At 68.4% G+C, this 13,488-nt stretch carries 13 protein-coding genes; 7 read left to right on the top strand and 6 right to left on the bottom strand.

From position 1 onward, the window contains the following. Nucleotides 1–23: 23 nt before the first annotated feature. Complete coding sequence (gene fba / locus KIT53_RS09500; RefSeq protein WP_297751144.1) at nucleotides 24–1,088, bottom strand: class II fructose-bisphosphate aldolase; 1,065 nt, start codon at nucleotides 1,086–1,088, stop codon at nucleotides 24–26. A gap of 152 nt (nucleotides 1,089–1,240) precedes the next feature. On the opposite strand from fba, the gene KIT53_RS09495 reads away from it, so the two are divergent. Both KIT53_RS09495 and KIT53_RS09490 read left to right on the top strand, forming a co-directional pair. Further along, nucleotides 1,241–1,804, top strand: coding sequence for a phosphatase PAP2 family protein (locus tag KIT53_RS09495; RefSeq protein WP_297751140.1), 564 nt, complete (start codon nucleotides 1,241–1,243; stop codon nucleotides 1,802–1,804). Nucleotides 1,805–1,960: 156 nt separating this feature from the next. Next, nucleotides 1,961–2,731 (top strand): DUF481 domain-containing protein, encoded by a 771-nt coding sequence (locus KIT53_RS09490; protein ID WP_297751138.1) that lies wholly within the window; start codon nucleotides 1,961–1,963, stop codon nucleotides 2,729–2,731. Nucleotides 2,732–2,915: 184 nt separating this feature from the next. On the opposite strand, the gene pyk is transcribed toward KIT53_RS09490, so the two are convergent. Further along, a complete protein-coding gene (pyk, locus tag KIT53_RS09485) occupies nucleotides 2,916–4,349 on the bottom strand; it encodes a pyruvate kinase (RefSeq protein ID WP_297751136.1) in 1,434 nt (477 codons plus the stop codon). Nucleotides 4,350–4,467: 118 nt separating this feature from the next. Between pyk and KIT53_RS09480 the strand changes: the two genes are divergently transcribed. Then, the gene (locus KIT53_RS09480) at nucleotides 4,468–6,078 is read left to right on the top strand and encodes a gamma-glutamyltransferase family protein (RefSeq protein WP_297751134.1); all 1,611 of its coding nucleotides are present in this window, start codon (nucleotides 4,468–4,470) and stop codon (nucleotides 6,076–6,078) included. A 29-nt stretch (nucleotides 6,079–6,107) separates the two neighbouring features. Here the strand turns inward: KIT53_RS09480 and KIT53_RS09475 are convergent, their stop codons facing one another. The 3 genes from KIT53_RS09475 to KIT53_RS09465 are packed head-to-tail and all read right to left on the bottom strand — an operon-like array spanning nucleotide 6,108 to nucleotide 10,427. After that, on the bottom strand, nucleotides 6,108–7,319 hold the full coding sequence (locus KIT53_RS09475) for an efflux RND transporter periplasmic adaptor subunit (RefSeq protein WP_297751131.1): 1,212 nt from the start codon (nucleotides 7,317–7,319) through the stop codon (nucleotides 6,108–6,110). Further along, on the bottom strand, nucleotides 7,316–9,685 hold the full coding sequence (locus KIT53_RS09470) for an FtsX-like permease family protein (RefSeq protein WP_297751128.1): 2,370 nt from the start codon (nucleotides 9,683–9,685) through the stop codon (nucleotides 7,316–7,318). The genes KIT53_RS09475 and KIT53_RS09470 overlap by 4 nt, the downstream gene beginning before the upstream one ends. Before the next feature lie 7 nt (nucleotides 9,686–9,692). Continuing rightward, nucleotides 9,693–10,427 carry an ABC transporter ATP-binding protein gene (locus tag KIT53_RS09465; RefSeq protein ID WP_297751125.1) on the bottom strand — a complete coding sequence of 245 codons (735 nt, stop codon included), beginning with the start codon at nucleotides 10,425–10,427 and terminating at the stop codon, nucleotides 9,693–9,695. 194 nt (nucleotides 10,428–10,621) lie between these two features. On the opposite strand from KIT53_RS09465, the gene KIT53_RS09460 reads away from it, so the two are divergent. The 4 genes from KIT53_RS09460 to KIT53_RS09445 all read left to right on the top strand — a co-directional run bounded on the left by KIT53_RS09460 (nucleotide 10,622) and on the right by KIT53_RS09445 (nucleotide 12,705). Beyond that, nucleotides 10,622–11,107, top strand: a complete 486-nt coding sequence (locus tag KIT53_RS09460) for a YiaA/YiaB family inner membrane protein (protein ID WP_297751122.1) — start codon at nucleotides 10,622–10,624, stop codon at nucleotides 11,105–11,107. 51 nt (nucleotides 11,108–11,158) lie between these two features. After that, a complete protein-coding gene (locus KIT53_RS09455; protein ID WP_297751119.1) occupies nucleotides 11,159–11,614 on the top strand; it encodes a hypothetical protein in 456 nt (151 codons plus the stop codon). A gap of 11 nt (nucleotides 11,615–11,625) precedes the next feature. Continuing rightward, nucleotides 11,626–12,435: a DUF2145 domain-containing protein gene (locus KIT53_RS09450; protein WP_297751115.1), complete on the top strand. Its 810-nt coding sequence runs from the start codon at nucleotides 11,626–11,628 to the stop codon at nucleotides 12,433–12,435. A 117-nt stretch (nucleotides 12,436–12,552) separates the two neighbouring features. Continuing rightward, entirely contained in the window at nucleotides 12,553–12,705 is a 153-nt protein-coding gene (locus tag KIT53_RS09445; RefSeq protein ID WP_297751112.1) for a hypothetical protein, read from the top strand. Between the two features lie 4 nt (nucleotides 12,706–12,709). Here the strand turns inward: KIT53_RS09445 and KIT53_RS09440 are convergent, their stop codons facing one another. After that, nucleotides 12,710–13,399, bottom strand: coding sequence for a DUF1345 domain-containing protein (locus KIT53_RS09440; RefSeq protein ID WP_297751109.1), 690 nt, complete (start codon nucleotides 13,397–13,399; stop codon nucleotides 12,710–12,712). Nucleotides 13,400–13,488: the final 89 nt, after the last annotated feature.

The raw sequence follows: 13,488 nt of genomic DNA, 5'->3' as shown, positions 1-13,488 counted from the left end.
CATTCCGGTGGATTATCGCAAGTTCAGTTCACCACCTGTGCAAGTTCACCGCGGGCGTACTTCGCCGCCACCACCTGCAGCGACTCGCCCTTGATCTTGCTGCCCTGGCCTTCGCAGCCGAATTCCAGGTAACGCGCCTTGCAGACCTGCTTGGCGGCTTCGCGCGCGGGCTTGAGCCATTCGCGGGCGTCGAACTTGTCGGGGTTCTCCGCCAGGAACTTGCGCACCGCGCCCGTCATGGCCAGGCGGATGTCGGTGTCGATGTTGATCTTGCGCACGCCGTGCTTGATGGCTTCCTGGATCTCCTCCACCGGCACGCCGTAGGTCTCCTTCATCTTGCCGCCGTACTGGTTGATGATGGCCAGCAACTCGGCGGGCACCGAGGAGGAGCCGTGCATCACCAGGTGGGTGTTGGGGATGCGCTTGTGAATTTCCTTCACGCGGCTGATGGCCAGGATGTCGCCGGTGGGCTTGCGGCTGAACTTGTAGGCGCCGTGGCTGGTGCCGATGGCAATGGCCAGAGCGTCGAGCTGCGTGGCCTTGACGAACACCGCGGCCTCCTCGGGGTCGGTCAGCATCTGGCTGTGGTCCAGCTTGCCTTCGGCGCCGATGCCGTCTTCCTCGCCGGCCTCGCCGGTTTCCAGGTTGCCCAGGCAGCCCAGCTCACCTTCCACGGTGACGCCGACCTTGTGGGCCATGTCGACCACCTTGCGGGTCACGTCCACGTTGTAGTCGAACGAGGCCGGCGTCTTGCCGTCTTCCATCAGCGAGCCGTCCATCATCACCGAGCCAAAGCCCAGGTTGATCGCGCCTTCGCAGACCTTGGGCGAGGTGCCATGGTCCTGGTGCATCACCAGCGGAATGTGGGGGTAGGCTTCCATCGCGGCCTGGATCAGGTGCTTGATGAAGGGCTCGCCGGCGTATTTGCGGGCGCCAGCGCTGGCCTGAAGGATCACCGGCGCACCGACTTCATCGGCGGCGGCCATCACGGCCTGGACCTGTTCGAGGTTGTTGACGTTGAACGCCGGGATGCCGTAGCCGTTCTCGGCGGCGTGGTCGAGCAGTTCGCGCATGGAAACGAGCGCCATGTGATTCCCCTAAGTCGAGTTGGGTTGGTAACCGTGGTGTAACCGGCGATTTTAACTTTCGGGTCGTGCGCGGGGTGACTGCGGGCTGTGCCATTTCACACAGCCTTAATGTCTGCGCGCAAGACTGCGCCGGACTTTCGCAAGGCCCGACCATGACGCAGCTCGACACCACCCTCTTTCTCTGGATCAACGCCACCGACGCCACGCCCGCTGGACTCATCGCCCTGGCCCGCTGGATCAGCGCCTGGCTGCCAGCGCTGGCGTTCCTGGCGCCGCTGCCCTGGGTGCTGGCCGGGCGCCTGCGGCACCGCCAGTGGCTGGGCGCCTGCCTGGCCATGGGTCTGGCCTGGCTGGCGATGCGTGGATTGCGGGACATGTTCCACTCTGCGCGCCCCTTTGAACTGGGACTGGGCCACCAGTGGATCGCCCACGCCGCCACCTCCGGCTTTCCCAGTGCCCACACCACGCTGGCAACGGCCTGGGCGGTCGGCATCAGTCTGCTCGCGCAGCGGCACGTCCGCCGCTGGCTGCTGGCCACCGGCGGTGTGGCTCTGCTGGTGGCCTGGAGCCGTGTGTTTCTAGGGCTGCACTTCGTTTCCGACATTGCAGCCGGCCTGCTCCTGGGCACGCTCTGCGGCCTGGTCGTGTTCCAGGGCTTCGCCTGGTTCGACCGCAGGCGCGCGATGCGGACCCCGGCACCTTCGGTCCATTCCTGACCCCGGGGCCAGCCAGCGCCGCAGGCGTTGGTCACGATTTTTCACAAAACCGCGGGGAACTGTCTGGCGGTCGCGGGGAATCCCTCTTTCTTGTGGCAGCCGCACGGCGGCTGCCGCATGTCGTCGTCCCGACACACACAAGAAAGGAGGGCCTTCATGCCACACCGTTTCCACATCGCGACATTCACGGTCGCAGCCACCGCCCTGCTGGCACCCGCACTCACCCACGCCCAGGTCACGCTCAAACCCGATGGCCAGTGGCGCTACCTGCTGACGGCAGGGGCCAACGTCTCGTCAGGCAACAACCGGGCCAGTTCGCTCAACCTCTCGGCCGAGGGTGCCCGGCAGACCGAGCGGGACAAATGGACCTGGGACGCCAGGGCCGACCATGCGCGCAGCGCCGGCGTCGCCACGACCGAACGATATGGTCTGCGCACCCAGTACAACCGCGACATCTCGCCCGACTGGTTCGGCTTTGGCGCGGGCGAGTACCTGCGCGACAAGCTGGCCAACATCGCTGGCCGGACCTCGCTGGCCACCGGCCTGGGCCGCCATGTGTGGCGCGACGAGCGCGGCTTCTTCGACTTGGCGGCCGGTCTGGGCTACACCTACGACCGCTACGTCACCCCCACCGACATCGCTGGCGCGGTGCGCGGAACCTACGGCCGCATGGAGCTCGTCCTCTCGGAAGAGTCCAGCCACAAACTGACCGACACCACCAGCCTGCGTCAGAAATTCGCCCTTTACCCCGACCTGCGCGACCGAGGCAAGTACCGCGCCGTACTCGATACCGGCCTCACCGTCGCCATGACCCAGGCCGTCAACCTCACCATGGGCCTGAGCTACCGCTACGACAGCGACCCAGGAGGCACCCTGCGCAAAGGCGACGCCATGTTCGTCACCGGCGTCTCCCTGCGCCTGGACTGAGCGCCCCAACAGAGCCAAGGGTCCGCCCCCAGGCACAAGACCACCCAGCGAGCGAAGCGAGGCGCCCCAGACCAGAGATGCCGAGGGTCCGGCTCCGCCGGCCCAAGGCATCGTCCCCCCTCGAAGCGCCGAAGGCGCGCTACGGAGGGGGGAAGCCGCGCAGCGGCGCAGGGGGGTGCCCCTTCTACCCCGCCCTGCAGATCTTGAGCGTGTTCGTGCCACCCGGCTGGCCCATGGGCTCGCCCACGGTGATGGCGTAGACGTCGCCAGCCTGCACGATGCCGCGCTTCCTGAGGTGCGCCTCGGCGTCGAGCAGGGCGTTGTCGCGGTCGGAGTTGTTGTCCATGAGCAGCGGGCGCACGTTGCGGTACAGCGTCATGCGCCGCTGGGTGGACAGGTTGGGGGTCATCGCATAGATCGGCATGCGCACGTTGTGCCGGCTCATCCAGAGCGCGGTCGAGCCCGAGTCGGTGAGTGCCACGATGGCCTTGGCGCCCAGGTGGTGGGCGGTGAACAGCGCGCCCATGGCGATGGACTGGTCGATGCGCTTGAAGGTCTTGCCCTGGAAGTCGGCCGACAGTTCGTGGAACTCGGCCTTCTCCGCTTCGGAACAGATGTTGGCCATCTCCATCACCGTCTCCAGCGGGAACTTGCCGGCCGCCGTCTCCGCGCTGAGCATCACCGCGTCCGTGCCGTCCAGCACCGCGTTGGCCACGTCGCTTACCTCGGCGCGCGTGGGCACCGGGTTGACGATCATGGACTCCATCATCTGGGTGGCGGTGATCACCACCTTGTCCATCTCGCGCGCGAGCTGGATCATGTGCTTTTGCAGCGCAGGCACGGCGGCGTTGCCCACCTCCACAGCCAGATCGCCGCGCGCCACCATGATGCCGTCGGACACCTTGAGGATGTTGGCCAGTTCGGGAATGGCCTCGGCGCGCTCGATCTTGGCGATCAGACCCGGCCGGTGGCCGGTGGAGGCGGCGGCCACGTTGCAAAGCTGGCGCGCGAGCTCCATATCGGTCGCGTTCTTCGGAAAGCTCACGGCGACGTAATCCGCCTTCAGGCCCATGGCGGTCTTGATGTCGTCCATGTCCTTGGCGGTCAGCGCCGGGGCGGTGAGGCCGCCGCCCTGCTTGTTGATGCCCTTGTTGTTGGACAGCTCGCCGCCGAGTTTGACGGTGGTATGCACCGCTGGCCCGGCCACGCGGTCCACCTTAAGCACGATCAGACCGTCGTTGAGCAGCAGCGTATCGCCCGCTTTCACATCGCGCGGCAGTTCCTTGTAGTCCAGCCCCACGCCTTCGATGTCACCCGGCTCGGTGCGCGAGGCATCGAGCACGAAGGTCTGACCGGGCTCCAGCTGCACCTTCCCCTGGGCGAACTTGCCGACCCGGATCTTGGGGCCCTGCAGGTCGGCCATGATGCCCACCTCACGCCCGGCCCGCTGTGCCGCAGCCCGCACCAGTTCCGCGCGGTCGATGTGGTCCTGTGCCGTGCCGTGCGAGAAGTTGAGCCGCACCACGTTCACGCCGGCGCGGATCATTTTTTCGAGCAGGTCGGGGTCGCTGGAGGCAGGGCCGAGGGTGGCAACGATCTTGGTGGCGCGCAAGGACATGAAGGCGGTCTCCGTTGGGACAGGTCAGCCGGCCCGGCGCCGGCATGTAATTTGGTTTCAATTGTCCATGAAACCAGTTACCGGCAGGTTACAGCCTGTTGGCGCTAATCTCCAGCCCATGCCATTCGACTTCCACAACCCCTACACCTCCACGCGCATCCCGGTCTTCGCGCGCAACGTCGTTGCCACCTCGCACCCGCTGGCGGCCCAGGCCGGCCTGCGCATGCTGTGGAAGGGCGGCAACGCGGTGGATGCGGCGGTGGCCGCCGCGGCGGCCATGACCATCTGCGAACCGGTGAGCAACGGTCTGGGCAGCGATGCCTTCGCCATCCTGTGGGACGGGCAGTCGCTGCACGGCCTCAATGCGGCGGGGCCGGCGCCCGCGGCCTGGAGCGTGGATTACTTCCGCCGTCGCCACGGGGCGGGAGGCAAGACGCCGCCCAAGCGCGGCATCGACAGCGTGACGGTGCCTGGCGCCGTGGCGGGTTGGGTAGCGCTTTCGGAGCGCTTTGGCCGGCTGCCGTTTGCGGACCTGATGGAGCCGGCCATCGAGATCGCCGAACGTGGCTACCTGCTGCCGGTGGTGGTGCAGCAGAAATGGGCCGCCGCCACGCCCGAGCTGGGCCCGCTGCCCGGTTTTGCGCAGGCCTTCCTGCCCTGGGGGCGCGCGCCTCGTGTCGGTGAGCTGTTCCGCTTCCCTGCGGCGGCGCGGGCTTTGCGGCAGATCGCCGACACGCATGGCGCGGCCTTCTACGAGGGTGAGATCGCCCAGGCGCTGGCGCGCTTCGCCAAGGCGGAGGGAGGCGCGCTGCGGGCCGAAGACCTTGCGGCCTACCGGCCCGAGTGGGTCACGCCGCTGAGCAAGGTCTACCGCGGCTACACCCTGCATGAAATACCTCCCAGCGGGCAGGGCATCGCGGCGCTGATCGCGCTGGGCATCCTGGCGCATTTCGACCTGGCCAGCCTGCCGGTGGATGGACCGGACGCGCAGCACCTGCAGATCGAGGCCATGAAGCTCGCCTTCGCCGACACCTACCGCTACGTGGCCGAGGCCAGCAGCATGGAAGTCAGCGCCGGGCAACTGCTGGACGACGCCTACCTGGCCAGCCGCGCCAGGCTCATCGACCCCAGGCGCGCCCAGGACTTCGGCGCCGGCAATCCGGCGCGAGGCGGCACCATCTACCTCACCGCGGCCGACGAGGACGGCATGATGGTCAGCTTCATCCAGAGCAACTTCATGGGGTTTGGCTCCGGTTGCGTGGAACCTGCCTTCGGCATCAGCCTGCAGAACCGGGGCCACGGTTTTTCATTGCTGCCCGGCCCCAACCAGGTGGCACCGGGCAAGCGCCCCTTTCACACCATCATCCCGGCCTTCCTCACGCGTGACGGGCAACCCGTGATGTCCTTTGGCGTGATGGGCGCGAACATGCAGCCGCAAGGCCATGTGCAGACGCTGGTGCGCATGCTCGACCACGGCCAGAGCCCGCAGGCCGCTTGCGATGCGCCGCGCTGGCGCTTCAACCAGGGCTTGGCGATCAACGTCGAGCAGCAGATGAGTCCCGCCACACTGCAAGCCCTGCTGGACCGGGGCCATGTGGCCGAGGTCATCCACGACAGTTACCAGGACTTCGGTGCGGGGCAGTTCATCTGGCGCGCCGGCGATCCGAAGCACGAGGGCTACGTGGCCGCCTCCGATCCGCGCCGCGATGGCGCGGCGGTCGGTTTCTGAGCGCGGGGGAGCGACCCGCGTCCGCGCAGTCACTCGCGCACGCGCACCGGCTGCCCATCCGCCACCGTGCTGCCGGGGTAGAGCACCACCTGCTCGCCGGCCTTCAGGCCGTCCTCGATCCAGGCCGCATCGGCGTGGCGGGCGTGTACCTTCACGGCCCGGGTGCGTGCCCGGCCACCCTCAAGCACGAACACCCGCCAGCCGCTGCCGTCGCGCACCAACGCGGCGCTGGGCATGATCAGCACGCCGTCCTGCGCGGAGACGGTGAAGCGCGCGTCGACCCGAAAGCCGTCGCCCAGCCCGGACAGGTGGGCGGGCAGGCTGGCGATCACGTGCACCCGCTGCTCCTCGATCCCCAGTGCCGACACCTTGGTAAAGGCCACCGGCTCGATGCGGTCGACACGGGACTCGATGGGCGGCACGCTGGTGCCCAGCGACAGGCGCACCGCCGTGCCGGGGCGAATCTGCAGGGCGTCGCCGGAGAGCACGTCGATCACCGCCTCCATGGCTTGGGTGTCGCCGATCTCCAGCAGGGCCTGTCCCGCCGTGACCGGTGCCGCGCTGTCCAGGTGCAGCTTGATCACTTGGCCATTCACCGGGCTGCGCAAGAGCCAGGTTCCGTCACCGCGCTCGCCCGGCTCGCTGCGGGCCAGCGCCGCGCGCGCTTCGGCCAGGGCGAATTCGGCCGCGCGCAGTTCCGCGCGGCCTGCCTCCAGGGCCTGGCGTGCCGAGCGTTGCGCCAGTGTGGCCTGGTCCAGAGCCGAGGGCGCGACGAACTGTTCGCGCGCCAGTTTCGTGGCCCGTTCGGCCTCCAGGGTGGCCTGGGCGAGTGCGGTGTCCAGCCGCTGCACCTGCGCGGCGCTGGCCGTGCGCGCCGCGTCGGCGCTGCCTACCCGCTGCTGCAGCACGCCGCGCGTGCGCGCGTCGATCATCTGCGAGGCGACCGGTGACAACGTGGCCACCACCTCTCCCGCGCGCACCGTGTCACCTACCTTGAGCGCGGGCCGGGCGAGCGCGGCGGTGACGGGGGCCGCGATCAGGTAGCGTTGCCGCAGGCGCAGCACACCGTCTTCTTCGATGGTTTGTTCAAACCGGCCGGTCACGGCGCTGGCGACCTCGACCACGATCGGCCGCGGCCGCCAGGCCCAGATGGCCAGCGCCATGACCGCCAGAGCCGCCAGCAGCCAGGGGAGTGCGCGGCGCAGGCGCGCGGCCAGGGAGATGTGCGTGTCGTTGCTCATTCGCGTACCTTGAGGACGGCGACCAGGTCCAGCCGGTCGATCTGGCGGCGCACCAGCAGTGCGCTCGCGGCGCCAGCGGCCAGCACGGTCAGTGCGGCCGTGGCATAGGTGGATGGTTCGATGACCACCGGAAAATCGATGCTGTCCGAAGACATCAGGCGCATCAGCAGATGGGCCAGCGCCCAGCCCACGGCGGCACCGGCGGGCAGCGCCAGCAGCAACTCCGCGCCGAGTTCGGCCAGCAGCAACACCGAGACCTCCGCGCGCGTCATGCCCAGCACGCGCAAACTGGCCAGTTCCCAGGCGCGCTCGGAGAGCGTGATGCGCGCGGCGTTGTACACGATGCCCACGGCCATGGCGATGGCAAACAGCGTGAGGATGCCGCTGAACACGCCCATGTTGCGGGAAGTGGTCTGCCGAAAGCTGGCCATGGCACCCGCCTTGTCAAACACCGAATTGATGGCCGGTGCGCGCTTGACCGCTTCCCAGAAGGCGGGCAGCGCCACGGGGTCCACCTGCAGCGCGGCCTCGGCCACGCCATCGCCGTCGCGCGCCAGCACGTTCATGGCGTCCAGGCGCATGAAGGCCTGCATGCCCATGAGCGTGTGCACCACGTCGACGACCTCCACCTCGGCAAGCGTCTGGTGCCAGAGGCGGAACTCCACCGTGACGCGGTCGCCCACGCGCGCGCCGATGGCACGCGCCAGCAGCGAGGAGAGCACCAGGCCGTGTGCCGGCATGGGCACGGCGCCGCGCGAGTCGTCCACCGCGCGCATCAGGCGGGCGTTGTCTTCCAGACCCAATAGCACCGCGTCCTCGGTCCGGCCACGGGCCAGCACGCGCACCGGTTCGCTGCGGTAGGGCTCGGCGTCGATCACGCCAGGCAGCCGCCGCAGCTCGCGCGTGACCGTGCGCGGCACCGGCTGGTGGAAGTGGATCAGCACGTCGCCCTGCTGTACCTGCCGGAACTGCACATCCATGATGTGTGCGATGGCGTCCAGCCAGAACGCGCCCGAGATCTGCAGCGCCACCGCCATGGCGATGCCCGTCACCGTGAAAGCCGCGCGCAGCGGGCGGCGCTCGACGTTGCGAATGACCATGAGCGCGCCGGTGCGCACACGCCGATGCCCGGCCAGCCGTTCGATGAGGGTGCGGCGGTAGCGCGGTGGCGCCGGTGGCTGCATGGCTTGCGCGGGCTTGAGCCGCACCACCGCGCGGATCGCGTTCCAGGTGCCGAGCGCGGCCGCGCTGCCCGCGATCAGGGCCGATGCCGCCACCAGCCAGGGCGCGGTGAAGTACGCCAACCGGTTGAAGCGGAACACCTCGTCGTACAGACCCAGCATGAGCTGGCCGATCCACACGCTCAGGCCCAGCCCGGCCAGCACGCCGCAGCCGGCGATGACCTGCGCCAGCTGGATGTAGTGCCAGGCGATGGCGCCGTCCCCATAGCCCAGGGCCTTGAGGGCCGCGATCTGGCTGCGCTGAGTGGCCACCTGGCGGCTGATCACCACGTTGAGAATGAACATGGCCACCGCCAGAAAGATGGCGGGCAGCACCGTGCCCATCACCCGCAACTGTGCGAGCTCGTCGGCGACGATCTTGGCCGAAAGCTGCCGCTCGCGCCCCACCGCGCCCAGCGTGCCATAGGCGCCCAGCAGGCGGTCGGCCGCCGCGATGACCGCATCGCTGGACGCGCCGGTGTCCACCCGCATGGAGACCTGGTTGAAGGCACCCTGCATGTCGAAGGCATCGCGCATGCGCTCGGCGTCGATCCACCAGATGCCAAAGGTCTTGTCGTCGGGCGCGCCACCGCGCGTGGCGAACACGTACTCGGGCGATATCGCGGTGCCCACCACGTGCACGCGCTCCAGCTTGCCATTGAGGACCGCATCCACGCGATCGCCAGGCCGCAGGCCGCGGGCGGTGGCGAAGCGGTCGTTCACCACCGCTTCGAGCGCCTGGCCCCGTTCGGGCCACCGGCCGGCGCGCAGTGTCAACGCATTCAGGCCCTGGCGCCGCGCGTGCACCTGCGCCAGATCCAGGCCCATGAAGCGACCGGTGACCGGTGCGTCCGCGTCGGCCAGCGCGATCTGCGCGTCGAACACCACGTCGAGCCGGACATCGGCCACGCCGTCGATGGCGGCCAGCCGATCACGCAGGTGCAATGGCGCACGCTTGACGCTGGCGAACACGTCTGCCAGGCGGTTGTCGCGGTAGAAGGCATCGCGTGAACGCTCCAGCGAGGCATGCACCGAGAACATCCCCACAAAGCCGGCCACGCCAATCGCCACCACCAGCGCGATGGTGGCCACCTGCGCGCGCAGCCGGCGCAGGTCGCGCCAGAGCTTGATGTGCAAGGCCTTCATGGCGTGCTTACCAGCGCAGTGTGGCTGCCGCCACGGGTTCGGGGTTGACGTGCTCGTCGACGATGCGGCCATCGGCCAGCCGCAGTACGCGGTGCGCCATCGCGGCGATGGGCGCGTTGTGGGTGATGACGATGGTGGTCGTGCCCAGTTCCCGGTTCACGCGTTCGATGGCCTCCAGCACCATCACGCCGGTCGCGCAATCCAGCGCGCCGGTGGGCTCGTCGCACAGCAGCACGGCCGGCCGCTTGGCAATGGCCCGCGCGATCGCCACCCGCTGCTGCTCGCCACCCGATAGCTGCGAGACAAAATGGTCGAGCCGCCCACCCAGGCCGACCAGCGCCAGGGCGTCTTCCGGCGCCATGGGGTCGTCGGCCAGGTCGGTCACCAGCGCCACGTTCTCCCGTGCGGTCAGGCTGGGGATCAGGTTGTAGAACTGGAACACGAAGCCCACGTGCTCGCGCCGGTACCGCGTCAGCTCGGCGTCGCTCGCGCCGGTGAGTTCGTGGGTCCGGCCGTGGTGCGTCCAGCGCGCGCTGCCGCTGCTCGCACTGTCCAGCCCGCCCAGGATGTTGAGCAGGGTGGATTTCCCGCTGCCCGAAGCCCCCAGCAGCACCACGAACTCGCCGCGCATGATGGCGAGGTCCACACCGCGCAGGGCATGCACCGCGGTCGCCCCCTCGCCGTACACCTTGGTCAGGCCCTGGGCGTGAAAGACGGTGTCGGAGGTCGTCGGGTCGGCCATGTGGCATTCGACCACGGTCGTTGCCGTGCGGACTTGACGGCCGTCAAGCGATCCGCTGGGTCTCCGGTGTTGGGAAAGTATCGAAAAAAGATACTTTTAAATGTGCCGATGTAAACCGGTGACGAATATGGATGCCTATTGCCGTGCCCGGACGGAACATCGCGGCCGTGTTCAACAACCACCCAAGGTGTTTCATGGCTTCGAACCGGTCTTCTTTCATCGTGATGCGCGACACCCGCGCCTGGCAGTTGCAGGTCTGGGTCTCGTTCGGCCTGGCGGTCTTTCTTTGCGCCACAGGCCTGGCCTGGCTGCCGGGACAGGCGCTGGACCGCGCCTTCATGGTGATGGGCTATGTGTTCTGTCTGTCCACGGTGTTCGTGCTGTCCAAATCGGTGCGCGACCAGCAGAAGACCCGACTGGCCGGCCAGCGCGAAACGCCCATGTGGGGTCTGGTGGTCTGGGGCGGCTTCGCGGTCGCCATGGGGCTGACGGGCTGGGGTCTGCTGCGCATGGAGATCAACGACACCTACCGGGCCTACCTGGGCGTGAGCTGGCTCTACCTGGTCACCAGCGCCTTCACTTTGGCAAAGACTTTGCGCGATCGCCATGAGGCGGATCTGGCCGAGGCGCACCTGGCTGGCCGCGAACAGGGACTGCAGGAGCGTGCCGCGGCCGAGTGAGGTCCTGGCTGGCCCGCTGTCATCTTCATCCCTATGCAAAGGAGTTGTGTCATGAACCTGTTGTCTTTCCGCTTTTGGCGCACCACGGCTCTGGCCGCGTGCATGGCCGTGTCCCTGAGCGCACCTGTGCGTGCGCAGAGCGAGGCTTCGCTGGCGCTCTCCGCGCTGCCGGTGGCTTCGGTGGTGGTCACCGCGTCGACCGCCGCTGCTGCGGTGAGCGTGGTGCCGGTGGCGTTTTCCACCGCCGGCGCGGTGCTGGTGGTCAAGACGGTCGAGGTGAGCGCGCGCGGCACGGTCTATGTGCTGGAGCGTGCCTCCGACGGGGCCCGCGCCAGCGTGGAAGTGGCCAGCCGCGCCGGTGCGGCCGTGTCCGTGGGCGTGGGGACCGCGCTCACCGTGAGCGTGATCGGCACGGGCGTGCTGCTCTCGGCTGCGGGTGAGGTGATCGCCTTCATCCCGAACGAACTGGGCCGTGCGCTGCTGCACAACGAGCGCATCACCTACTGAAGGAGCACCGCATGAGATCCTGGTTGACCATTCTGGCGGCCTGCCTGACCCTGCTGGCATCGCCCTTCGCCCAGGCCGGACGCTCCTGCGAGGCCCGGCCGCTGACCGCACAAGGCATCGAACGCGGCATGGCGCTGGCGCAACGCACGGCCGAGGCGCTGGATGCGGAACATGCGCGCAGCGGTGCGCGGGTGGTCGTGTTGGCGCGTGCGGGCCAGGACCTGGGCAAGTACGGCCTGCGCTACTCGCACCTGGGCTGGGCCTACAAGACCTCGGCAGGACCCTGGCGTGTGCTGCACAAGCTGAACCAATGTGGCTCGGCCGTGGGTTCGGTCTACCGGCAGGGCCTGGGCGAGTTCTTCCTGGACGATCTCTGGCGGTACGAAGCGGCCTGGGCGGTTCCCGTGCCGGCGCTGCAGGCAGCGCTCTATGCGGCCTTGACCGATCCTGTGCGCGGCATTGCGATGAACACGCGCGACTACAGCATGGTCAGCTACCCCTGGAGCACGCGCTACCAGCAGTCCAACCAGTGGGCGTTGGAGACGCTGTCCCTGGCGGCCGAACCCGGCATCGCCTCGCGCGAGCAGGCGCAGGCCTGGCTGCGCTTCAAGGCCTACCAGCCCACCACGCTGCGCCTGGGCGCGCTCACCCGGCTGGGTGCCCGCGTGAGTTCGGCCCACATCGCTTTCGATGACCACCCCAACGAGAAGCGCTTTGCCGACCGCATCGAGACGGTGACGGTGGATTCGGTGTTCGACTGGCTGCCGCGTGCAGGGCTCGCATCGGCACCGCAGCGGCTGGAACTGGGGCCGTCGATGTAGGACGCTTCCTACGCGGTGCGCCGTCCTTGTCTGGCTTGAAGCGCGCCGTGTGCGCCGTACAGTGAAGCTCTCCGCGCAAGGGCACGAAGCGTGCTTGCCGCGCGGCAGGAGTTCCTCATGCACCTGCCCTTTGCCGCAGCCTTCGCCTACCTGGCCACCTTCATGATTGCGGTGGCCGGTGCGGTGGCGCACCCCTGGTTCGACACCGAGGCGCATTTCGTGAAAGCCGTCGTGGGCATGGCCAAGGCCGCTGCCTCCATGCTGCCCTGAGGGGTCAGTGCGCCCCCGCGCTGGCGAACACGTTGACCGCGGCAGCCAGCACCACCAGGTTGAAACCGAAGGCCAGTACCCCGTGCATCAGCACCAGGTGGCGCATGGGACGGCTGCGCACCGTGACGTCGGAGACCTGTGAGGTCATGCCCACCACCGCACTGTGGTAGAGCAGGTCGAGGTAGTCGGGGTCGTGGCCATCGGGAAAGGCCAGGCCCCGGTCCGGCTCACCCTGGCGCAGGCTGCTGCGGTAGTAGACCCGCGCGTAGTGCAGCGTGAACACGCACTGGATCAGCAGCCAGGCGCCCGCCAGAGAGAGGCCCATGAGGACCAGGCGCAGCAGCCGCTGCCAGCCCTGCAGGCTCTGGGTGTCCTGGATGTTCATCACCACCGCCAGCAGGCTGGTGCAGGCGGCCAGGATCACGAGCGCGAACAGCATGGCCGCGCCCGGGTCCTCGCGCTGCGCGCGCTGCCGGGTTTCCTCGGCACCCAGCCGCGCCGCCAGGCGCCAGACCAGGCCGACGTAAACCAGGCAGTAGGCGATCCAGGCCATCAGCCAGGGCGCTGGCTCGATCCCGGGTGCCCAGACCGCGCCGCCGGCACCGGCCAGGCCCGCTGGTACCAGGGCGATACCCTGGCGTTGCCAGGCATTCAGGTGTACGAGGCGGTGCGGACGGTGGTGGGGCTCGACCATGCCCGGTGTTGTAGCACGGCGTTTGGGCGCCGGCTTTTGAAACACGGCCCAGCATTTCATTATATGAATTTATGAGATAAAGTCTTGAA

The organism is Hydrogenophaga sp., from assembly GCF_026125785.1.
Lineage (GTDB): Bacteria > Pseudomonadota > Gammaproteobacteria > Burkholderiales > Burkholderiaceae_C > Hydrogenophaga.
Note: the sequence above shows the minus strand (reverse complement) of the source record. Positions and strands in the feature narration are given on the sequence as shown.

Bases quoted from the DNA above. Each gene is read 5' to 3' on its own strand.
- fba (WP_297751144.1), bottom strand. From the start codon at position 1,088: ATGGCGCTCGTTTCCATGCGCGAACTGCTCGACCACGCCGCCGAGAAC.
- KIT53_RS09495 (WP_297751140.1), top strand. From the start codon at position 1,241: ATGACGCAGCTCGACACCACCCTCTTTCTCTGGATCAACGCCACCGAC.
- KIT53_RS09490 (WP_297751138.1), top strand. From the start codon at position 1,961: ATGCCACACCGTTTCCACATCGCGACATTCACGGTCGCAGCCACCGCC.
- pyk (WP_297751136.1), bottom strand. From the start codon at position 4,349: ATGTCCTTGCGCGCCACCAAGATCGTTGCCACCCTCGGCCCTGCCTCC.
- KIT53_RS09480 (WP_297751134.1), top strand. From the start codon at position 4,468: ATGCCATTCGACTTCCACAACCCCTACACCTCCACGCGCATCCCGGTC.
- KIT53_RS09475 (WP_297751131.1), bottom strand. From the start codon at position 7,319: ATGAGCAACGACACGCACATCTCCCTGGCCGCGCGCCTGCGCCGCGCA.
- KIT53_RS09470 (WP_297751128.1), bottom strand. From the start codon at position 9,685: ATGAAGGCCTTGCACATCAAGCTCTGGCGCGACCTGCGCCGGCTGCGC.
- KIT53_RS09465 (WP_297751125.1), bottom strand. From the start codon at position 10,427: ATGGCCGACCCGACGACCTCCGACACCGTCTTTCACGCCCAGGGCCTG.
- KIT53_RS09460 (WP_297751122.1), top strand. From the start codon at position 10,622: ATGGCTTCGAACCGGTCTTCTTTCATCGTGATGCGCGACACCCGCGCC.
- KIT53_RS09455 (WP_297751119.1), top strand. From the start codon at position 11,159: ATGAACCTGTTGTCTTTCCGCTTTTGGCGCACCACGGCTCTGGCCGCG.
- KIT53_RS09450 (WP_297751115.1), top strand. From the start codon at position 11,626: ATGAGATCCTGGTTGACCATTCTGGCGGCCTGCCTGACCCTGCTGGCA.
- KIT53_RS09445 (WP_297751112.1), top strand. From the start codon at position 12,553: ATGCACCTGCCCTTTGCCGCAGCCTTCGCCTACCTGGCCACCTTCATG.
- KIT53_RS09440 (WP_297751109.1), bottom strand. From the start codon at position 13,399: ATGGTCGAGCCCCACCACCGTCCGCACCGCCTCGTACACCTGAATGCC.